This window comes from Facklamia hominis CCUG 36813 (genome assembly GCF_000301035.1).
GTDB classification, from domain to species: Bacteria; Bacillota; Bacilli; order Lactobacillales; family Aerococcaceae; genus Facklamia; species Facklamia hominis.
Genome location: NZ_JH932292.1, coordinates 67,017 through 87,167 on the forward strand (window position 1 = coordinate 67,017; position 20,151 = coordinate 87,167).

The 20,151-nt window shown below is 37.5% G+C and carries 20 protein-coding genes; 18 read left to right on the top strand and 2 right to left on the bottom strand.

All coding sequences use genetic code 11. The annotated features are described in order from the left end of the window. Nucleotides 1-136 precede the first annotated feature (136 nt). Both HMPREF9706_RS00395 and HMPREF9706_RS00400 read right to left on the bottom strand, forming a co-directional pair. Nucleotides 137-781, bottom strand: coding sequence for a type 1 glutamine amidotransferase (locus HMPREF9706_RS00395; RefSeq protein WP_006907354.1), 645 nt, complete (start codon nucleotides 779-781; stop codon nucleotides 137-139). Between the two features lie 11 nt (nucleotides 782-792). Beyond that, entirely contained in the window at nucleotides 793-2,130 is a 1,338-nt protein-coding gene (locus HMPREF9706_RS00400; protein WP_006907355.1) for a Mur ligase family protein, read from the bottom strand. A gap of 230 nt (nucleotides 2,131-2,360) precedes the next feature. On the opposite strand from HMPREF9706_RS00400, the gene HMPREF9706_RS00405 reads away from it, so the two are divergent. The 18 genes from HMPREF9706_RS00405 (at nucleotide 2,361) to mraY (ending at nucleotide 20,127) form a co-directional block, all read left to right on the top strand. Continuing rightward, nucleotides 2,361-2,939 (top strand): thymidine kinase, encoded by a 579-nt coding sequence (locus tag HMPREF9706_RS00405; protein ID WP_006907356.1) that lies wholly within the window; start codon nucleotides 2,361-2,363, stop codon nucleotides 2,937-2,939. Nucleotides 2,940-2,976: 37 nt separating this feature from the next. Further along, a complete protein-coding gene (gene prfA / locus HMPREF9706_RS00410; RefSeq protein WP_006907357.1) occupies nucleotides 2,977-4,053 on the top strand; it encodes a peptide chain release factor 1 in 1,077 nt (358 codons plus the stop codon). After that, nucleotides 4,046-4,900 carry a peptide chain release factor N(5)-glutamine methyltransferase gene (gene prmC / locus HMPREF9706_RS00415; protein ID WP_006907358.1) on the top strand — a complete coding sequence of 285 codons (855 nt, stop codon included), beginning with the start codon at nucleotides 4,046-4,048 and terminating at the stop codon, nucleotides 4,898-4,900. Before prfA ends, prmC begins: the two co-directional genes overlap by 8 nt. 8 nt (nucleotides 4,901-4,908) lie before the next feature. Then, nucleotides 4,909-5,934, top strand: coding sequence for an L-threonylcarbamoyladenylate synthase (locus HMPREF9706_RS00420; RefSeq protein ID WP_006907359.1), 1,026 nt, complete (start codon nucleotides 4,909-4,911; stop codon nucleotides 5,932-5,934). A gap of 43 nt (nucleotides 5,935-5,977) precedes the next feature. Next, the gene (glyA, locus tag HMPREF9706_RS00425; RefSeq protein ID WP_006907360.1) at nucleotides 5,978-7,207 is read left to right on the top strand and encodes a serine hydroxymethyltransferase; all 1,230 of its coding nucleotides are present in this window, start codon (nucleotides 5,978-5,980) and stop codon (nucleotides 7,205-7,207) included. 24 nt (nucleotides 7,208-7,231) lie between these two features. Next, a complete protein-coding gene (gene upp / locus HMPREF9706_RS00430) occupies nucleotides 7,232-7,870 on the top strand; it encodes a uracil phosphoribosyltransferase (protein WP_006907361.1) in 639 nt (212 codons plus the stop codon). Between the two features lie 107 nt (nucleotides 7,871-7,977). Then, nucleotides 7,978-9,234 carry a hydroxymethylglutaryl-CoA reductase, degradative gene (locus HMPREF9706_RS00435; RefSeq protein WP_006907362.1) on the top strand — a complete coding sequence of 419 codons (1,257 nt, stop codon included), beginning with the start codon at nucleotides 7,978-7,980 and terminating at the stop codon, nucleotides 9,232-9,234. Nucleotides 9,235-9,251: 17 nt separating this feature from the next. Next, on the top strand, nucleotides 9,252-10,469 hold the full coding sequence (locus tag HMPREF9706_RS00440; protein WP_006907363.1) for a hydroxymethylglutaryl-CoA synthase: 1,218 nt from the start codon (nucleotides 9,252-9,254) through the stop codon (nucleotides 10,467-10,469). Nucleotides 10,470-10,577: 108 nt separating this feature from the next. Beyond that, nucleotides 10,578-10,811: a DUF1146 family protein gene (locus tag HMPREF9706_RS00445; RefSeq protein WP_006907364.1), complete on the top strand. Its 234-nt coding sequence runs from the start codon at nucleotides 10,578-10,580 to the stop codon at nucleotides 10,809-10,811. Between the two features lie 63 nt (nucleotides 10,812-10,874). Further along, nucleotides 10,875-12,185 carry a UDP-N-acetylglucosamine 1-carboxyvinyltransferase gene (gene murA / locus HMPREF9706_RS00450; RefSeq protein WP_006907365.1) on the top strand — a complete coding sequence of 437 codons (1,311 nt, stop codon included), beginning with the start codon at nucleotides 10,875-10,877 and terminating at the stop codon, nucleotides 12,183-12,185. A 17-nt stretch (nucleotides 12,186-12,202) separates the two neighbouring features. After that, nucleotides 12,203-13,270 (top strand): rod shape-determining protein, encoded by a 1,068-nt coding sequence (gene mreB, locus HMPREF9706_RS00455; protein WP_006907366.1) that lies wholly within the window; start codon nucleotides 12,203-12,205, stop codon nucleotides 13,268-13,270. A gap of 14 nt (nucleotides 13,271-13,284) precedes the next feature. Then, nucleotides 13,285-13,488 carry a DNA-directed RNA polymerase subunit beta gene (locus tag HMPREF9706_RS00460; RefSeq protein ID WP_006907367.1) on the top strand — a complete coding sequence of 68 codons (204 nt, stop codon included), beginning with the start codon at nucleotides 13,285-13,287 and terminating at the stop codon, nucleotides 13,486-13,488. Nucleotides 13,489-14,086: 598 nt separating this feature from the next. Then, nucleotides 14,087-14,518 (top strand): division/cell wall cluster transcriptional repressor MraZ, encoded by a 432-nt coding sequence (gene mraZ, locus HMPREF9706_RS00470; RefSeq protein ID WP_040444523.1) that lies wholly within the window; start codon nucleotides 14,087-14,089, stop codon nucleotides 14,516-14,518. 22 nt (nucleotides 14,519-14,540) lie between these two features. Then, nucleotides 14,541-15,488 (top strand): 16S rRNA (cytosine(1402)-N(4))-methyltransferase RsmH, encoded by a 948-nt coding sequence (gene rsmH, locus HMPREF9706_RS00475; protein ID WP_006907370.1) that lies wholly within the window; start codon nucleotides 14,541-14,543, stop codon nucleotides 15,486-15,488. Between the two features lie 20 nt (nucleotides 15,489-15,508). Continuing rightward, the gene (locus HMPREF9706_RS00480) at nucleotides 15,509-15,943 is read left to right on the top strand and encodes a hypothetical protein (RefSeq protein ID WP_006907371.1); all 435 of its coding nucleotides are present in this window, start codon (nucleotides 15,509-15,511) and stop codon (nucleotides 15,941-15,943) included. Continuing rightward, nucleotides 15,943-17,637, top strand: coding sequence for a peptidoglycan D,D-transpeptidase FtsI family protein (locus tag HMPREF9706_RS00485; RefSeq protein ID WP_006907372.1), 1,695 nt, complete (start codon nucleotides 15,943-15,945; stop codon nucleotides 17,635-17,637). The genes HMPREF9706_RS00480 and HMPREF9706_RS00485 overlap by 1 nt, the downstream gene beginning before the upstream one ends. 15 nt (nucleotides 17,638-17,652) lie before the next feature. Beyond that, nucleotides 17,653-19,161, top strand: coding sequence for a UDP-N-acetylmuramoyl-L-alanyl-D-glutamate--2,6-diaminopimelate ligase (locus tag HMPREF9706_RS00490; RefSeq protein WP_006907373.1), 1,509 nt, complete (start codon nucleotides 17,653-17,655; stop codon nucleotides 19,159-19,161). A gap of 12 nt (nucleotides 19,162-19,173) precedes the next feature. Continuing rightward, entirely contained in the window at nucleotides 19,174-20,127 is a 954-nt protein-coding gene (gene mraY / locus HMPREF9706_RS00495; protein ID WP_006907374.1) for a phospho-N-acetylmuramoyl-pentapeptide-transferase, read from the top strand. Nucleotides 20,128-20,151: the final 24 nt, after the last annotated feature.

The following is a 20,151-nucleotide window of genomic DNA, read 5'->3' on the forward strand; positions in this document are numbered from 1 at the left end:
TTCTTTAGATTCGAATGATGATATTTATAGGGCTTGCCTATGGTTGTAAGCTGATCATCAGTATAATACGTGTTATAAAAATTGAGTTTATCGATGGAATATAAGTTAATCTTTGAAGATTCTTCAAAAATCATTTTTATTTTTTAAGCGCTAAATCGACCAAAGCTTCAGCGAGCCAAGGATTTTTCACTAAAAGAGGACCGTGTAAATAGCTACAGAAGACGTTCTTGTATTGAACTCCTTCCGTTTGATCTTCATTGTTGTTTCCAAAGCCTTTAATAACTTTTCCTAAAGCATTAGCTTTAGGTCCTAAGTAAGTAACACCGTTATGATTTTCAAAACCATGTAGCTTCCGTTGGAAGAAGTCGGAATAGATTTCTATATCTCCTGTAAAACGGCTATTCTTTTGTCTGACCGTATAGTGATCCAAGATTCCTAGACCAGGTATTTTTTCGCCCTTAGCATTGACATAATAATGACCGAGTAATTGATAACCACCACATATGGCTAATACAACGCCATTATTTTCAATGTAGTTTTGTAGATCATCATGAATATGGTGGATTTGTTGAGCGATCACTTTTTGCTCGTAGTCTTGGCCCCCTCCAAAAAAAACTAAATCATAACTCTGTGGGTCAAACGACTGGTCAAGCGAAACCATTTGAGTGGTGACATCGAGACCTTTTTGTTTAGCGGTATATTGTAGTAAGAGCAGATTACCATTGTCACCATAAGTATTTAACAAATTGCCATATAAATGACAGATTCTTAGCTGTGTCATTTGGAGACCTCCTATTTTAAATACCCGTGTTCAACCAGGCTTTGTCTTAATTGTAGCATGGCAGTATAAGTAGTAAGGATGTGGACATGGTCAGTTGGGGCATTTGTTATTTTTTCGATCAGTTCATCATTGCTTTCGATACTTTGAATGATGTTCTCTCTAAAACCTGCCACTACGAGTCGCTGAGTCATATCATCTTTACGACTTCCCCCAGTATAGATTTCTTCAATTGGAAAGTTTAGTGCTTTCTCCCAATTAGCGTCCCAAATCCAAGAGACATCGATACCATCTGCATAATCATTGTTAAGAAGACAAGCAAGTGTAAATGGTTTTTTGTCTAATGATAAAATATCGAGAACTTGATTAAGTCCTACTGGGTTTTTTACTAAGTTGAGCAGAACTGTTTTGTCAGCTATCTTTATTTTTTCTTGACGACCAAATACTCTTTTCGTTTTCTTAAAAGAATTCTGGATGGCTTGATCCGATAACCCTAATTCTTTAAGTAGGGAATAGGCAGCTAGAGCATTATAAATGTTATATAGACCTGCGACTGGAAGATCAAAGATAATGTTATTGATAGAGAATTCGGTTGAATCTAGTGTAAGTTTATTTATTTGATTGACTTGGTAGCTCAGTTGAGGACGTTTAAATCCACAATGGGGACAGTAGTATTTACCAAGGTTGGCGTAAGTAATTGACTTATACTTAAGTAGGTGGTCACATTGAGGGCATAATAAACCATCCGTATTATAATGTGCCTCAACGTCTTGATCTTTCTGATGATTAAACCCATAGAAGACTTTAGGATTGGGAAGGCTTGGATCGTTGAAGATGGGTAAGTCACCATTAAGAATTAAAGTGGCACCCGGAGCAGCAAGAGCTGCATCTTTTAATAATTGGTAAATGGTATGAGTTTCACCAAAACGATCTAATTGATCACGGAAAACATTCGTAAAGACAAAATAATCTGGTTGAACATGATTTGTAATATTCTTTAAAGATCCCTCGTCAATTTCCAACAAGGCGATTCCTTTTTGACCTGTCTTAATTTTTGGAGCAGCTAGAAAGGTTGATACAATTCCTTGTTGCATATTTGATCCGGTTGGGTTACTGATGACGTTGGGACAATGATCACTCATAGCGGCAGTAGCAAGAGCAGTGGTTAATGTTTTGCCATTAGTCCCTGTGATTACTACTAGGGTATAATTTTGACTTAAATGAGTTAATATTTCTGGGTCGATTTTTAGGGCTAATTTCCCAGGTAAGGAAGACCCTCCTTTAGTAAATTTTTTTAAAAACCATAAACTACCTTTGCCGACAAACTTTGCCAGCTCACTCCTAAATAGCATGGGCTCACCTCTTTTGTTTTTCATCAAAGTATATTTTAGCAGTAGTTTTCATTAAATTAAAGCGTCTTTTATCATTAAAATAATTAAGGATTCACAAATATGCTAGTTTAATAAAAATGATAGGATTAACACTTGGTAAGGCTGATTCATAATGGGATTCAAACTTGACCAATACTATAATTTAAATTATGATTAATAGGTTAGTAAGTAGAAAAGGGGAATTATTGGTCGTGGCTCAATTTTACTTTAAATATGGGGCGATGAATTCAGGAAAATCCATCGAAATTATTAAAGTTGCTCATAACTATGAGGAACAGAATAAGGCGGTAAAAATATATACTTCCGCTGTTGATGATCGATCTGGTGCAGGAATTATTTCGTCAAGAGCAGGTTTTGAAAGAGAAGCAGTTCCTGTTCATGATACTGATAATCTTTTTGAAATGATTGCTAAAGCAGCGGATCAAGAAACACTTTTCTGTATTCTTATTGATGAAGCCCAATTTCTAAAGAAACATCATATTATCGAATTAGCTCGAGTGGTGGATGATTTAAATATTCCCGTCATGGCTTTTGGACTAAAAAATGATTTTTCAAATGAGCTATTTGAAGGTTCTAAATATTTGTTAATCTATGCTGACAAGATTGAAGAAATAAAGACCATCTGTTGGTTTTGCCATAAGAAAGCAACAATGAACTTGAGATTTCATGAAGGTAAGCCAGTGTATCAAGGTGAACAAATTCAAATCGGTGGTAATGAATCCTACTTACCAGTTTGTCGGCGGTGCTATCGAAATCCAGGAGCCCTTTAAAGTAAATAATTATCGATTAAGAGATAGGAGTGAAGAGATGTTTGAACAGTTAGATCAATTAATATTTCGATTTGATGAAATCATTGAGTTGATGAGTGATCCAGATGTCATCAACGATTCTGATCGGTTGCGAAAGTTATCGATTGAAGAAGCAGATTTGAGACCTAAGGTTGAGAAGATCAAAAAATACAAACAAGTTATCCAAGAATTAGAGGATACAGAAGAGATGCTAGGTGGAAGCCTCGATCCCGAGATGGCAGATCTTGCGAAAGAAGAATTAGCTAGTTTAAAAGCTGATCGGGAACAACTAGAAGAAGAAATTAGGCTAATGATGATTCCAGAAGATCCTAATGATGGAAAGAATATCATTATGGAAATTCGTGGAGCTGCTGGTGGAGATGAAGCGCAGTTATTTGCGGGTGATCTATTGAATATGTATACTCGTTATGCTGAAAACCAAGGATGGAAAGTTGAAGTGTTGAGTGCCAATATTACAGGAATTGGCGGTTACAAGGAAGTAACTTTGATGATTACGGGGCAAAAGGTATACTCTCAGTTGAAGTTCGAAAATGGGGCTCACCGAGTTCAAAGGGTTCCTGAAACTGAATCGCAGGGACGAGTACATACTTCGACAGCAACGGTTGTTGTTATGCCAGAGCAAGAAGAGCTTGATTTCGATTTAGACGAAAATGATATCCGTGTTGATATTTATCATGCTTCTGGGGCAGGTGGACAACACGTTAATAAGACGGCTTCAGCTGTTCGTATGACACATATTCCAACTGGAATTGTTGTTGCTATGCAGGATGAACGATCACAATTAAAAAACCGAGAAAAGGCTATGAAAGTGTTAAGAACACGGGTTTATGATGAATTGCAATCTGAAAGACAAGAGGCGTTTGATAGTAAACGTAAATTAGCGGTCGGAACAGGGGATCGTTCGGAACGTATTAGAACTTATAATTATCCTCAAAATCGTGTGACTGATCATCGCATAGGTTTAACTATTCAACAATTGGATTCTATTATGCAAGGCAATTTGGATGAAATTATTAATGCCCTTGTTCTATATGACCAAGCTCAAAAATTGGAGGAACTGAACGGTCATGAATAAAGAAAATAGGACTTTAAATGAAGCCTTGGTTCAGGCTTCATTTTTTTTACATAAACATGGAATAGATCCAGATCTTGCCAGATATTATTGGATGGAACTTTTTGAATGGGATTTAACCCACTTAGTCAAGATGCTCCATCAGCCTATTTCAAATACTATGGTGGCAGACTATAAACTAGCCTTGAGGCGCATTGTGGGACATGAACCCATTCAATATATTACGGGGAAAGCCTATTTTATGGGGCAATACTATCGAGTAACCCCTGCTACTCTGATTCCTCGTGAAGAAACTCAGGGATTGATTCAAAGAGGAGTTGCCTATCTTAGCAATCAATCAACTGCTCAAGTTTTGGATATTGGAACTGGTTCTGGAATCATTGCGATCAATATGAAGATGACACGTCCGAAAGATCAAGTTTGGGCTGTTGATATTTCACCAGAAGCGATCGAAGTGGCTAAAATTAATGCCAAAGAACGTCAGATAGAAATTCATTTTAGATGCTCTAACCTATTGGATAAGATCGAAAAGGACCAAACTTTTGACCTGATTCTAGCTAATTTACCCTATATTGGCTATGAAGAGATGGATTATATGGATGAGTCTGTAAAGCGCTTTGAACCCAGTCAGGCTCTTTATGCAGGGGATGATGGGATGAACTTATATAAGCTATTAGCTGGCAAGCTAGATGCTCATATGAAACGATCATCATTAGCTGTCTTTGAGTTTGGCTTTCGCCAAGGAGAAAAGATGCTTCAATTATTTAACCAGCATTTTCCCAATGATACAGTGTGGATTGAGCAAGATCTATCAGGAAACGACCGTTATTTAATGCTTAGAAAAGCTTAGGAGGAATCATGGAAACTAAAATTTTTAACCAGCAAGAATTAGATCAAGCAGCTAAATTATTGCAAGAGGGTGCCTTGGTCGCTTTTCCAACCGAAACAGTTTATGGGCTGGGTGCACGTTGTGATCAACAAGATGTGGTTAGCCAAGTCTATGAGGTCAAAGGACGCCCTTCGGATAATCCTTTAATTGTGCATGTATATAGTCAAGCACAAGTTGCAGACATTGTTGAAGAAATATCTCCCTTAGCTCAATCTTTGATGGATCATTTTTGGCCAGGACCTTTAACGATTATTTTGCCTGTAAAAAAAGGGAAAGTAGCGCCTAAAGTGACAGGTGGGAAACAAACTGTCGCTGTTCGAATGCCTAATAATTCACTTTGTCTGGAACTATTAGAACGAGTAGGGGTTCCACTAGTAGGACCATCTGCTAATTTGTCTGGTAAACCAAGCCCAACTCAACTTAACCATGTTTTACATGACTTTAATGGTAAGATAGCCGGTGTTGTTGCAGCGGATAGTCGGTTAACTCAAATTGGTGTGGAGTCAACCGTGGTATACCCTCATAATGGTCATGTGGATATCCTAAGACCTGGAATTATTGAAGCAAGCCAGATTGAACAGATACTCAAAGTAGAGGTTCGAGTTTTATCTACTCAGCAGCAGTTGGAAAATCAAGAAGTGGCGTCTCCTGGGGTGAAATATCGCCATTATGCTCCTAAACAACCTGTTTATTTGATCTCAGCTAATTATGATTTAAGAAAATGGCAAGAACTACTTGATCAAGCAAAGGGTAAGATTGCTTTGATGGTTCAAGATGATTTGGGTCTGCAATTAGTGAATCATCCGAAGGTGGTTAAGATCTATTCTTTAGGAGAAAAAGGGGATACCGCTTATGCGACTCGGCATTTATATGATGGGCTTCGACAGTTAGAAGACAGCCCTGCAGACTATATTTACCTCCAATCATTAGAAAATGATAAAAAATCGAAAGCCTTTACAAATAGAGCTTTGAAAGCGTCAACAAGTGTGCTATAATTCATCCATAAAGAATTATGATTTCAACGGGAGGTATGACGCTATGTCACAAAACAATAAAGTTGTATTTGATTTGATTGAAAAGGAAAGAAAACGCCAATTGGATGGGATTGAACTAATCGCTTCTGAAAACTACATTTCAGAAGATGTTCAAAAAGCTCAAGGGTCAATTCTTTCAAATAAATATGCTGAAGGCTATCCTGGTAAACGCTATTATGGTGGTTGTGAATTCGTTGACCAAATTGAACAGTTAGCAATTGATCGAGCTAAAGAAATTTTTGGTGCGGTTTATGCGAACGTTCAACCACACTCTGGTTCTTCTGCTAACTTGGCTGTTTATCGTGCCTTTTTACAACCTGGAGATAAAGTATTAGGGATGGATCTTTCCCAAGGTGGACATTTAACTCATGGTTCTCCAGCAAACTTCTCAGGTCAGTCCTATACAATGCTTGCTTACGGATTGGATGAGAACGAACAATTAAATTATGCACAACTTGAAGAAATCGCCCGTTCTGAAAAACCTAAAATGATTATTGCGGGTGCTTCTGCCTATTCTAAAATCATTGATTTTGAACGAATTAGTAAAGTCGCTAAAGAAGTTGGTGCTATATTCATGGTTGATATGGCGCATATTGCAGGACTCGTTGCAGCTGGCCTGCATCCAAACCCAGTACCCGTTGCTGATGTTGTGACTACCACGACTCATAAGACTTTAAGGGGTCCAAGAGGTGGAATGATCTTGACAGCTCACGAGGAATATGCTAAAAAATTAAATAGTGCTATTTTCCCAGGAATTCAAGGCGGACCGCTTGAGCATGTGATTGCAGGTAAAGCAGTTGCTCTGGGTGAGGTTTTAGATCCTTCCTTTAAAGATTATGCACAACAAATTATTAAAAATGCAGCTGCTATGGCGGAAGTATTTAAGAATAGTGAATTAAGGGTTATTTCTGGTGGGACAGAAAATCATGTATTTTTACTTGATTTAAATGCGCTAGATGTGTCTGGTAAATGGGCTCAAGAACGTTTAGAAAAAGTGGCAATCACAGTTAATAAGAACTCTATTCCTAATGATCAACGTTCCTTCGTTCAAACTTCTGGAATCCGTGTGGGTACACCTGCTATAACTACTCGTGGCTTGAAAGAAGACGAGGCTAGACATATTGCAGATCTTATTATTCGTGCCTTAAAAGCGGATGAATCTGAATTACCTGCATTGCGTGAGGAAGCTATCTCTATTGTTGCCGGAAAACCTTTTAATGCTTATCAAAACTAATTTATTATTATAGGAGGAATTATTTTGGCAAAATTTACGGTAGTAGACCATCCATTAATTCAACACAAGTTAACGATTATTCGAAATAAAAACACTTCTACAAAGGTTTTCCGTGAGGTGACCGAAGAAATCGCCATGTTGATGGCTTATGAAATTACACGTGATTTACCGCTTGAAGATGTTGAAATTGAAACACCTTTAATAAAAACAACTCAAAAACAAATTGCTGGTAAAAAATTAGCAATTGTTCCAATTTTAAGAGCAGGGTTGGGGATGGTCGATGGGATTAATCGTTTGATTCCTGCTGCAAGAATTGGGCATATTGGACTCTACCGTGAACATGAAACGCTAAGAATTGTTGAGTATTTTGCTAAGCTTCCTCAAGATATTGATGAAAGACGAGTATTTGTAGTGGATCCTATGCTAGCAACTGGTGGATCATCGGTAGCGGCATTAACACTATTGACTGAAAAATATGGTGTGGATCCTCATCAAATTACTTTTGTCTGCTTAGTTGCTGCTCCAGAAGGTGTTAAAGTGGTTCAAGAAGCTTTTCCAATGGTTGATATTTATACAGCGGCCTTGGATGAAAAGCTTGATGAAAACTCTTATATCTTACCTGGTTTAGGAGATGCTGGCGATCGAATCTTTGGAACTAAATAATTTTATAGAGAATGATGAATATGAGTATGGGAGGTTGTAGCATTTTGCTACAACCTCTTTTATACTATATAGGACTTGTTTAATTTATAATCAAGGGGGCAGTTAGATTGTGGCACGGTTTTTATAAAAAAGAGTTAAGTATTAGGCGAAAACTGATTAAAGATTATCAGAAAAAGGATATTCCAATCCCCGTTGTTTTGCCGGAATTGAATGCGGATCAAATGATTGAAAATTATCTTTTTAATTATCATTTGCCTTTAGGAGTGGCGCTTCATTTTGAAATCAATGACAGTCCGTATGTGATTCCAATGGCTATTGAAGAACCATCGGTCATTGCAGCTGCTAGTAATGGTGCTAAATTATTAGGAAATATCGAGAGTCGCATTGTTAATAGACACTTAATTGGACAGATTATTGTTATGCAGGTAACCTTAGATCGTGCTAAAGAATTATTAAAACTCTATCGTTCACAGTGGCTAAATTATGCAAGGGAAGTAAGTCGGGATATTGTTTCTTATGGTGGAGGACCACTTGATTTGTATATTAAAGAAGACCAAGGAACGGATTGCGTTTGCTTTTGCTTAAGCTTTGATCCCGTGGACGCTATGGGCGCCAACTCAATTAATTCATGCTTAGAGACACTAGCGCCTCAAATTGTTGAAGCTTGTCAGGGAAAATTGTTAACGGCTATTTTATCGAATTATTCTCCTGATTCTTATGTAGATGTTTCAGCCTCAATTCCAATAAATCGATTGTCTAAGGATTCGATGAAAGCTCGTAATATTGCTCAAGCGATTGTTGAACTTAGTGATTATGCTCAAGTAGATGTTTATCGTGCTGTAACCCATAATAAAGGAATTATGAATGGCGTTGATGCGGTTCTAATGGCAACTGGAAATGATTGGCGAGCTGTTGAAGCGGGCGTTCATGCATTTGCAAGTCGGTCAGGCTGTTATCGCGGATTGAGTCAATGGGTTTTAAAAGAAAATCAATCTGAACTTAAGGGAACAATGCGGATTCCTTTGCAAGTTGCAACAGTTGGTGGGAGCTTATCTAGCCATCCACAGGCCCAATGGTCATTAGCTCTGTTGGGACATCCTCGAGCTAAAGAATTGGCAGAAATAATCGCTGCAGTTGGCTTAGCGCAAAATTTTGCGGCATTAAGGGCCTTAGTGACAGACGGAATTCAAAAAGGACACATGCCTTTACAAGCACGGTCTTTAGCTATGCAAGCGGGAGCTGTTGGATCTGAAGTGGGACTTTTATCTCAACAATTAGTTCAAGAAAATAATTATCAGTTGAGTCGAGCAAAAGAATTGCTAGACAAAATCCGATATTCATCTGATAATATAAGCGAAGATTAACTGAAGGAGGTTTTTTATTGAAAACAAAAGTAGGGATTGATCGAATTCATTTCTACCTTCCTCCCAAATATGTAGATATGGGATTATTAGCTGAGGCAAGGGGGGTAGACCCAAATAAGTATTTAATCGGAATTGGTCAGGAAAAGATGGCTGTGACAGATGCAACAATCGATATTGTAAGTATGGGGCTAAATGCAGCTTATCCAATTATTCAAGAAGAAGATAAAGACTTGATTGATCAAGTGATTTTTGCGACAGAATCGGCCTTTGACTATTCCAAAGCGGCAGCCACTTACTTGCATGAATCCCTAGGAATTCATGCATTTGCTAAGTCTTACGAGATTAAAGAGGCATGCTACGGAGCCACAGCCGCTTTACAAATTGCGTGTGATTACGTTCGGTTAAGGCCTGAACGAAAAGTGTTAGTTGTGGCTTCAGATATTGCTCGCTACGGTTTGGCTACTGGAGGAGAACCCACACAAGGAGCAGGGGCTATAGCCATGCTTATTAGTAAAAACCCGAGTGTCCTTGCTTTGGAAGAAGATTCAATTAGTCTGACAGATAATCAGTATGATTTCTGGCGGCCGGATTATTTAGACTATCCCTTGGTAGAAGGAAAATTTTCAACGCAGTTATATAATCAGTGCTTTATCAAAATAATGGAAGAGGCTGCTAATAAGCACCTAGATCTCTTTGACACTTTAAAGGGTCTGTGTTTCCATCTGCCTTTTTCTAAAATGGGGAAAAAAGCTTTACAAGCATATCAAGATTATTTGAACTCTAAAGAAGGCTCTCTTGATCCAAAGGTTGTACTTGCTTTCAATCGTTGGTTAGAAGTCTATCCTGATTTAATCCAAATAGGTAAACAAGTTGGGAATATCTACACAGGATCCTTATATCTAGGTTTAATTTCATTGCTAGTAAATGGCACTGCTTTAAATGCTGGAGATAAGTTAGGCCTCTTCTCTTATGGATCAGGTGCGGTGGCTGAGTTGCTTGTTGGTCAATTACAAGTAGACTATCGAAAAGCTTTGAAGTTAGAGGATTTAAATAAGCGCTTAGCCCAGCGTCAAGAGCTGTCGATTGAAGAATATGAAATGATTTTTTCAGAAAAATTACCAAATGATGGCAAGACGCATTTGTTAGAACCAAGTGTTTTGCCTGGAGACTTTTATCTTACAAAAATCGATGGGCATCGACGCTACTATCAACAATATAAAACTCAAACAGATTAATGGTAAATTGTCAAAGAGATTCTAGAGTCTCTTTGACGATTTTTATTTTTTGTTTTATCTTTGCTTTTATTTATGCTATGATGTAAAAGAACTAGAGAGGGTGTTTGGATGTCAGCAGTATTTAATGGTATGGCAGTGCTATTAATTCGACTTTTATTCCTGTTGATCTCTTATTACTTAATGAGCAAAATCGATTGGCGAAAAATCCTTCACCCAAGATATGTGAATTTGGATGTTTATCTAGCTTTGATGGCATCATTTGCATTAGCTTATTTAGCTAGTTCTTTCTTTATTACAATCATTGAAATATTGCAATCGATCTTATTGGCTTTATTTCTCTAATCATATGATTGGGTGATCGTCTACTCCAAAACGATCATTCTTAAAAGGGGATTAATTTTAATCATGGAAGAAATCATTGTACAAGGTGGTAACCGTTTGGAGGGTACAGTTCGTGTAGAGGGTGCTAAGAATGCCGTATTACCCATTCTAGCAGCTTCCATTTTGGCGTCTTCTGGAAAGACCGTATTAGAAAATGTACCAGTTTTGTCCGATGTGTTTACGATGGTAGAACTTTTAAAAACGATTAATGTTTCAGTAGATTTTGAAACACAATCTAATCAAATGCAACTTGACGCTAGTGGATCTGTAAAAACAACCGCAGATTATGATTTTGTAAGTAAAATGCGTGCCTCTATTGTTGTGATGGGGCCTATGTTAGCTCGATACGGACATGCGAAGGTAGCAATGCCTGGAGGGTGTGCCATTGGGACTCGGCCTATTGATTTACACTTAAAAGGCTTTGAAGCAATGGGCGCAAAGATTTGTACAACGGCAGGTTATGTTGAAGCATTCTGTGACCAATTGATTGGCACAACGATCTATTTAGACTTTCCAAGTGTAGGGGCAACTGAGAATATTATGATGGCTGCAACCTTAGCTAAGGGAGAGACAGTCATTGAAAATGTGGCAAGAGAACCTGAAATTGTTGATTTGGCAAACTTTTTGAATAAAATGGGTGCCAAGGTTACAGGGGCTGGAACCGAAACAATTCGTATTAAGGGTGTTGAACAGTTACACGCTTGTAATCATGAAATTATCTATGATCGAATTGAGGCCGGTACTTTTATGGTGGCTGCTGCCGTTACTCAAGGAAATGTTTTAATTCAAGGAGCTATCATTGAACACAATAAGCCATTAATTAATAAACTTAAAGAAATGGGCGTAGTGTTTAAGGAAGAGTATGGAGGGTTGAGAGTGATTGGCCCTGCAAGGCTAAAAGCGACGGACGTGAAGACGATGCCATATCCCGGATTTCCAACTGACATGCAAGCCCAAATGTCAATCGCACAATTGATGGCAGATGGGGACTCTGTATTGACAGAGACTGTATTTGAAAATCGTTTTATGCATTTTGAAGAATTAAGAAGAATGTCGGCAAATTTGAAAATTGAACGACAAACTGTTGTTATGTATGGTCCAGCTGATTTATCTGGAGCTCAGGTGAAAGCGACAGATTTACGATCAGCAGCAGCCTTAATCATAGCTGGTTTAGTAGCTAAAGGGCTAACTCGCGTATCTGAACTTAAGTATTTAGATCGTGGTTATTACCGTTTTCATGAAAAGTTAGCTAACTTAGGGGCTAATATAGAACGTGTGAATATTCAACCTATTAAAATTTCGACGCCAAGCGCTTATAAAGCGGTATTGGTTTAGTTTAAAGAGGTTTTAAAATGGCACGAGATATTGGGATTGATTTAGGTACTGTAAATGTTTTGATTTATCTTAAAGGACGTGGCATTGTTTTAAATGAACCTGCAATGATTGCTTATGATAAGGATCGTAAAGAAGTTTTAGCGGTTGGGAGTCAGGCTTTTGAAATGCGTGGAAGAGCGCCTGAGTCAATTGAAGTGGTGCAACCCCTAAAGGGTGGAGTTATCGCTGATTATGATCTAACAGAAGCTATGCTATCCTTATTTTTTAAAAAATTACAGATTAGACATGGACTTTTTCCTGTGAACGTTCTTGTATCGATACCTAGTTCAATTAGTGAAATTGAAAGGCTCTCTCTGTTTGAAGCCGTTGAGAAAGTATCAAAAGGAAATATTGAATTTGAATATGAACCATATGTTGCAGCGGTGGGAGCTGGGCAAGACGTTCTATCGCCAAAAGGCTCAATGGTTATTGATATTGGTGGTGGGACAACCGATGTAGCAATTCTCACTTCTGGAAATATGTTATATTCTGACTCAAGGAAATTAGCAGGGGATGATTTAGATGAAGCAATTCAGTTATATTTAAAAGAGACCTTCCAGTTGTTAGTAGGTCTTCAGTCTGTTGAACGCATAAAAAAAGATCTTGCTTCTGCACTTTTTCAGACTGGAGAAAGTAATTTGATGGCTGAAATAAAAGGTAGAGACCTGTTAACAGGTTTGCCACGAGCAATGAATATTCATACTAATGATCTTTTATCAGTCGTTGAAGAATGGACCGAACAGATTGCAGAGATTGCTAGAGGGGTATTAGAACAAGCTCCACCTGAAATTATGTCGGATATTCATGATCAAGGTATTTTATTAACTGGAGGCGGGGCGCTCGTTCGTGATATTGAAACGTACTTAAGTGATTATCTTCAAGTAACAGTCATGTCAACGGATCAGCCTATGAATGCTGTGGCTCTTGGAACAGGAACTGTATTGGAATGGATTTCATCTGGCAAGGTGATACCATCCTCTAAAAACAAATGGAATAATAAAAAAGAAAACTTGCTAATACGTTTTTTTAAACGGTTATTTGTCTAAAGGAGTCGGATAGGATGGATGAACAAAGTTACTTAACTTACCCTATATGGAAGCAGCTTGCTAAAACTGTATTGAAATTTATCTTATTTTTACTTGTCTTAATAGTGGTTGTTATAATAGGACTTGTTATAGGATATACATTGATCGGTAAGGGATCATTTTGGGAAGTGTTTAATCAAGAAACCTGGCTCCATATTTTAGACTTTTTGAAGGCGTAGTTTGAACCTCTCTTTAATAATGAGAATTCGGCCTTTTGATGAGGAAGGAGAGGGATATGAGCGGAGATGGTTTTCACCTTTGGGAATGTTTGTTGTATTTGTGGCCAATAGCCAACATATATATCATTGAGCGCTATTTTAAAAATTATTTAAAATTCTCACCGAATTGGCCACTATCATTGGGCTTAGTTTTAATTCCATTGTGGTTGGTACTAATCTATTCTTTCGGTTATCTTATTTTCCAACTTAATATACTTCCCATAATTATTCTCTTGACCGCTTTTTCAGTGGGGGTTTATTTATCGGAAACGATAAGGAATTATCGGCAGTTTTTTTGGAAAGATCATTATCTAAAAATTACTGAAATTATATTTATGTTGTTATCTGTTCATTTATTTTCGCTTCTCTTGTTAAGATGGTGGGTGTTTTTCTTTTGATTTAAAAAGCTATAAATATCATTTAAGAAATTAATAATGGATTTTAAGGTCTCCTTTTAAAAAAGGAGACCCTTTTTTTGATAAAAAGTGGTAAAAAAGTGGTGAAAAGTGGGGGGATGTGGTAGAATATAAATAACTTAAGCAAAGTGGGTGATTAAACGGTGCTAATTGGTGAATATCAACACAATATTGATAGTAAAGGTCGTTTAATTATGCCCGCAAAGTTTCGTGGGGACTTAGGGGAGCGATTCATTGTGACCCGAGGTCTAGATGGATGCTTAAGTGGTTATCCGATGGCTTCATGGGATATAATTCAAGAAAAATTAAGACAATTACCGTTAGCAAAACGGGATGCGCGTAAATTTACTCGTTTTTTCTACTCAGCTGCCACTGAAGTAGAGTTAGATAAGCAAGGAAGAATTAATCTTCCTCAAACACTCATTGACTTTGCACAGATCGATAAGGAATGTCGTGTGATTGGCGTATCAGACCATATCGAGATTTGGAGTAGTGCACAGTGGGAATCCTTTGCACAGGATGCACAGGACAATTATGAGGACATAGCGGAGGATTTAATTGATTTTGGTTTTTAAAGGTTGACTAGGAGGTGACTGGGTGTTTGAGCATAAAACTGTTCTACTTGAGGAGACGATTAATGGTTTAGCTGTCAATCCTGACGGAGTATATGTTGACTGTACTCTGGGAGGAGGCGGGCATGCAGAATATCTCTTAACAAAATTAGGAACTAAAGGGCATCTTTATGCTTTTGATCAAGATCAACAAGCATTGGAATATGTTCAAAAAAAATTAAAGAAATATATTGAACAAGACCAATTAACCCTGATTCAGTCTAACTTTCGTTCGATTAAGTCAGCTTTAAATGAAAAAGGTATATCGGTAGTTGATGGGATTTATTATGATCTTGGTGTTTCATCTCCTCAGTTTGATCAAGCAGATAGGGGATTTTCTTATCGAATGGATGCTAGGCTAGATATGCGTATGAATCGCCAACAAAGTCTTTCGGCTTTTGAAGTTGTGAATGAATGGAATTATGATGATCTAGTGCGGATTATTTATCGATATGGTGAGGAAAAGTTTGCTAAAAGGATTGCTCGTCGTATAGAGGCACAACGTAAAGTGCAAGCGATTGAAACGACCGGTCAGCTTGCTGAGCTTGTTAAAGAAGCGATTCCGGCTGCTACAAGACGTTCTGGGGGTCACCCCGCAAAACGCACTTTTCAGGCGATTCGTATTGCGGTCAATGATGAGTTAATGGCCCTCGAAGAGTCGTTGGATCAGGGACTCAGCTTATTAAGTCAACATGGAAGATTGGCGGTAATTAGTTTTCATTCTTTAGAGGATCGCCTAGTAAAACAGATGTTTAAACAAGTATCATCGGTGCCTGAGACTCCAAGAAATCTGCCGATATTAACGCAGCAAGAAGCAGAGTATCGATTGGTAAATCGTAAACCGATTGTTGCTGATGCAATAGAGTTAGCTGAAAATCGGCGAGCTCATTCTGCAAAGTTAAGAATTATTGAACGGGTGCGTTCTGTTAATTAGAGTAAGAAAGGAAAATGAGAATGGATTCATCAGCTAGAAATCAGCTCAAACATTTAAATCAAGGTCAGCGGTCTACTAGAGATGGATCATTTTTTACATCTTCATTTGATGGCTCTGCTGTAAAGCAACTAGATATAGAACCGCTTGAACAAGAGACGGTTGTTACAGAGACTCATTCTATACCGAAAAATGGCATCAATTTATCAAGGCTTGTCTTTTCTTTATTAGTTATCTCAAGTCTATTGTTGGCTTTTTTGAGTTTATACTTTATGTGGCAAAAACAAAGTGTTCATGCTGAGCTCCTTCAGATTCAAAGTGAGCAAGAAGACCAATTAAAGGAAATGGACATATTATTAAATAATATTGCTCAAAATTTTGACTATCAAAAAATAAAAGAAATTGCAGAGGAAAATGGGATGCAACAATCACCAGATCGTGTGAGGGAAATTGACTAATGAAGCAAATAAAATATAAAGAAAACTTAGAGAATTCACGAAATAATGTGATTATTTTTATGGCAATTGTTGTAGTGGCAATTATTGTCTTATTAGGACGTTATGCTCAATTAGCTCTTGTTAAGAAAGTAAATCAAGTTGACCTAACCCAACTCAATCAATCAGTACCTAATAGAAGTAGTATCGAACTAGCGAGAAGAGGCAATCTTTATGACCATAAAGGACAGCCTATAGCCATGGATACTACTTCTTATTCTATTTATGCTGTTTTAAAGGGGGATTGGGCTGAAGGAAAGATCGTTAAAGACTACGAAAAGACCGCTCAAGTCTTGTCTAACTATTTAGACTTGAGTCCAGAAGAAATATTAGCTTATTTACAAACTCCTAATGTTGATCAAGTTGAGTTTGGTAGTGCAGGAGCAAAGTTGAGCCCCCAAACCAAGGAAGCTATTGAAAATCAAGATTTAAGTGGAATTGGTTTTCATTCAGAAACTAGCCGAATGTATATTAATGATTTTTATGCTTCACATTTAATTGGCTATGTTAAAAAAGTTCAAGAGATGGATCCACATCAAGTTATTTTTAAAGGAGAATCTGGTATTGAAGCGGCTTATGATGAATGGCTAAGTGGTGAAAACCAAATGGGTCCAAACAACTATCCGGTGGGACAAGACATCTATCTAACACTAGATCATCGTCTACAAAATGGCTTAGAAGATATTTTACAAGATATCTATAGGCGTTATCAGCCAAAGCAAGTTGGTGCCTATCTGGTAGAAGTGAAATCAGGGAAACTTTTAGCGGCTGGTCAAAGACCTTCATTTAATTTAAATACCAAAGAAGGAATTGATGATTTGTGGCAAAATTTGATGGTTGAAGCGGCTTATGAACCAGGATCGACTATCAAGATTTTAACAATGGCGGAAGCGATCGATCAGGGTGTCATTAAAGAAAATGATGCCTTTAAATCTGGAAGTGTCGAAGTGTATAATTATACTGTTAGGGATTATAATAAATACGGTTGGGGTTGGTTGAATTTTGATGAAGGATTAATCCACTCTTCAAACGTAGGTATGGTAGAATTAGTGAAACGAATGGGTGATGATAATTGGGTTACCTCGTTAAGAAAAATGGGGTTTGGAACGACTACAGCCAGTCGATTACCCAATGAAACAACCGGAAACCTTGATTTTTCAAATCCTGTTTCTCGAATCATGTCGGGATTTGGACAAGGTTTTTCCGCAACTCCTATTCAATTAATGCAGGCTTTTACGAGTATTGCTAATCAAGGAGAAATGGTTAAAATTCAGTATATTGAACATGTAGCCAATCAAAGTTATAAGCGCCAAGTATTAGGACAAGCTTTCTCTCATGAAGCAGCAAATCATGTTTTAAAAGTAATGGAAGAAGCGGTTAGTTCTAAACATGGTACAGGCCAGGCATTTAAAAGAAGCGACCTACGTGTTGCTGCTAAAACAGGGACTGCTGAAATAGCTGATCCTAATAGTCAAGGGTACTTACAGGGGAAAAATGATTATTATTTTTCAGTGGTGAGCTTTTTTCCTGCAGAATCCCCTCAATATATGGTCTATATTTTTGTAAAACAACCTCAACAAATGGCTGGAAAATCAGGTACTCAAATTGTATCAGAAGTCTTCCATCCTTTGGTTGATGCAGTTATGATAAATCATTAAGAAAGGATGACTTACATGTATATTCAGGAACTGATTGATTCCTTGGTTAATTACCATTGTTTAACTGAAGTATTTTTTACGGGAGAGATTTTGAGTGTTGTCAATGATAGCCGCGAGGCCAATGTTTCAAGTGCTTTTATAGCTATTCGGGGTGAACATTTTGATGGTCACCAGGCGGTCGACGAATTAATTCAAAAGCGCATTCCCTTAATTATTTTAGAAGAAGCGACAGAAGAGCAAATAAAAGAAGCGCGGTTTAATGGTACTTGTTTAGTTAAAGTCATCTCAACGGATCGAGCCCAGGCTATTTTAGCAAGTCGTTTTTATGATCAGCCTTCAGAAAAACTAGATATTATCGCTGTAACAGGAACAAACGGAAAAACAACGACGAGTAATATGATTTCTTATATGTTAGAAGTGCTTGGCCATAAAACTGGAATGATTGGAACCATCCATTATAAGGTGGCAGATCAGTATTTCCCAGCAGTAAATACCACACCAAACTCGCTGAAGATGCAAAAACTGTTTAGTGAGATGTTAGACGCTGGTTGTCAAGATGCGGTGATTGAAGCCTCTTCGCATGCCTTAGTTTTAGGCCGTCTGTGGCAAACTCAAGTAGACTGTGCTATTTTTACTAATTTAACCAGAGAGCATTTAGATTTCCATAAGACAATGGATAATTATGCAAACGCAAAAAGCTTGCTTTTTGCACAACTGGGTCAATCGTTTAAAAATCACAAAGCCAAGTTAGCGATTGTCAATCAAGATGATCACTATGCGAAGGTGATGTATCAGGCAACTGGGGCTGCTCTGGCAACTTATTCCATGATTGATCCAAGCGCAACTGCTTATGCTGATGATATTCAATCATCAAATGGGGTTATGAATTTTAGTTTGCATTATAAAGGAGAACGGTATCCGGTATCTTTAAATATGCTAGGACACTATAATGTTATGAATTATATGGCTGCATTTTTATGCTTGAAATTATACTATGGTTATTCAACCACCGATATTTTGTCGGCAACTAAACAATTTCCAGGTGTGAGTGGTCGGATGCAAGTGATTAATGAAGGTCAACCCTACACAGTTGTCGTAGATTTTGCACATACTGGTGATGCTTTACAAAAAGTTATTGAAGAATTGCGTCCGCATACCAAAGGTCGACTAAGAGTATTGTTTGGTCATTCGGGCGGTAATCGGGATTCTGCTGCAAGGCCAGGACTAGGTGATATCTTATTTACTTACGCTGATGAAATTTATTTTACAGCGGATAACCCACGTCATGAACCCGTTGATAAAATTGTCAGTGAAATGGTAGCTGATCATGATGAGATTCCGTATCATCTTATTGAAAAACGTGAAGAGGCAATTGAAAAAATGTTGCTAGATGCGAACGTTGATGATGTACTACTTTTTGCTGGAAAAGGGGGAGAAAGTTATCAGGTTTTGGGAGATGACTACGTTCCATATAATGAGGCTGAAGTGGTAATCGAGACGGTTCGTCGTTTGATGCATGAATAAAGGAGGAATAGTATGGTTGTATTTTTAGCATTTGTTGTTGCTGGATTATTAAGTGTAATAATCACTCCTGTTTTTATGGCGTACTTTACTAGAAAGAAAATTGGTCAGACTACGCGTGAAGAAGGCCCGAAGTGGCATCAAGTAAAAACAGGGACACCTACTATGGGAGGTACTGTTTTTGTTTTGGTAAGCTGTCTTGTATATCTTATCTTTGCTTTAATTTTAAAACTTCCTTTAGGAAAAGTATTAATTATTTTATTAAATTTCTTATTATTTGCAGCTATTGGTTTTGTGGATGATTTTCTGTCGATTTTTCATCATCAAAATGAAGGGCTGAAGCCAAAACAAAAATTTTTAGCTCAATTAGCTTTTTCAGCATTAATTATGTTGATGATCTATTTTATTAAGTGGACAGTCTATATTCCTTTGCTTGGATGGCAAATTGATCACTGGCTCTTTTTGGCAATTTTTATCTTTATTTGGATCACAGGTTTTTCCAATGCGGTTAATTTAACTGATGGGTTAGATGGGTTAGCTACAGGGTTAAATATTATCGCTTATACTTCCTATTTCTATTTAGCGCAAAAACAATCTGAACCAGTGATTGCTTTATTCTGTATGATTGTAGTGGGGAGTTTATTAGGTTTTCTATTTTTTAATCATAAACCAGCAAAAATTTTTATGGGTGATGTTGGTTCTCTAGCTCTTGGAGCTGGATTGGCGCTTATTTCGGTCCTACTATCCAATCCTTGGTCTTTGTTAATCATCGGTTTGGTTTTTGTAATTGAGACTGCTTCCGTAATTCTACAAGTGGCTTCTTTTAAGTTGACCGGTAAGCGTATTTTTAAGATGAGTCCGATTCATCATCATTTTGAAATGAGCGGATGGTCGGAAGAAAAAGTTGTCCTCGTATTTTGGTTGACAGGATTGATTAGTAGTTTGATCTATTTTTCAATTTTTTTCTGATTTATTAGTAAAGAGAGTGATAGA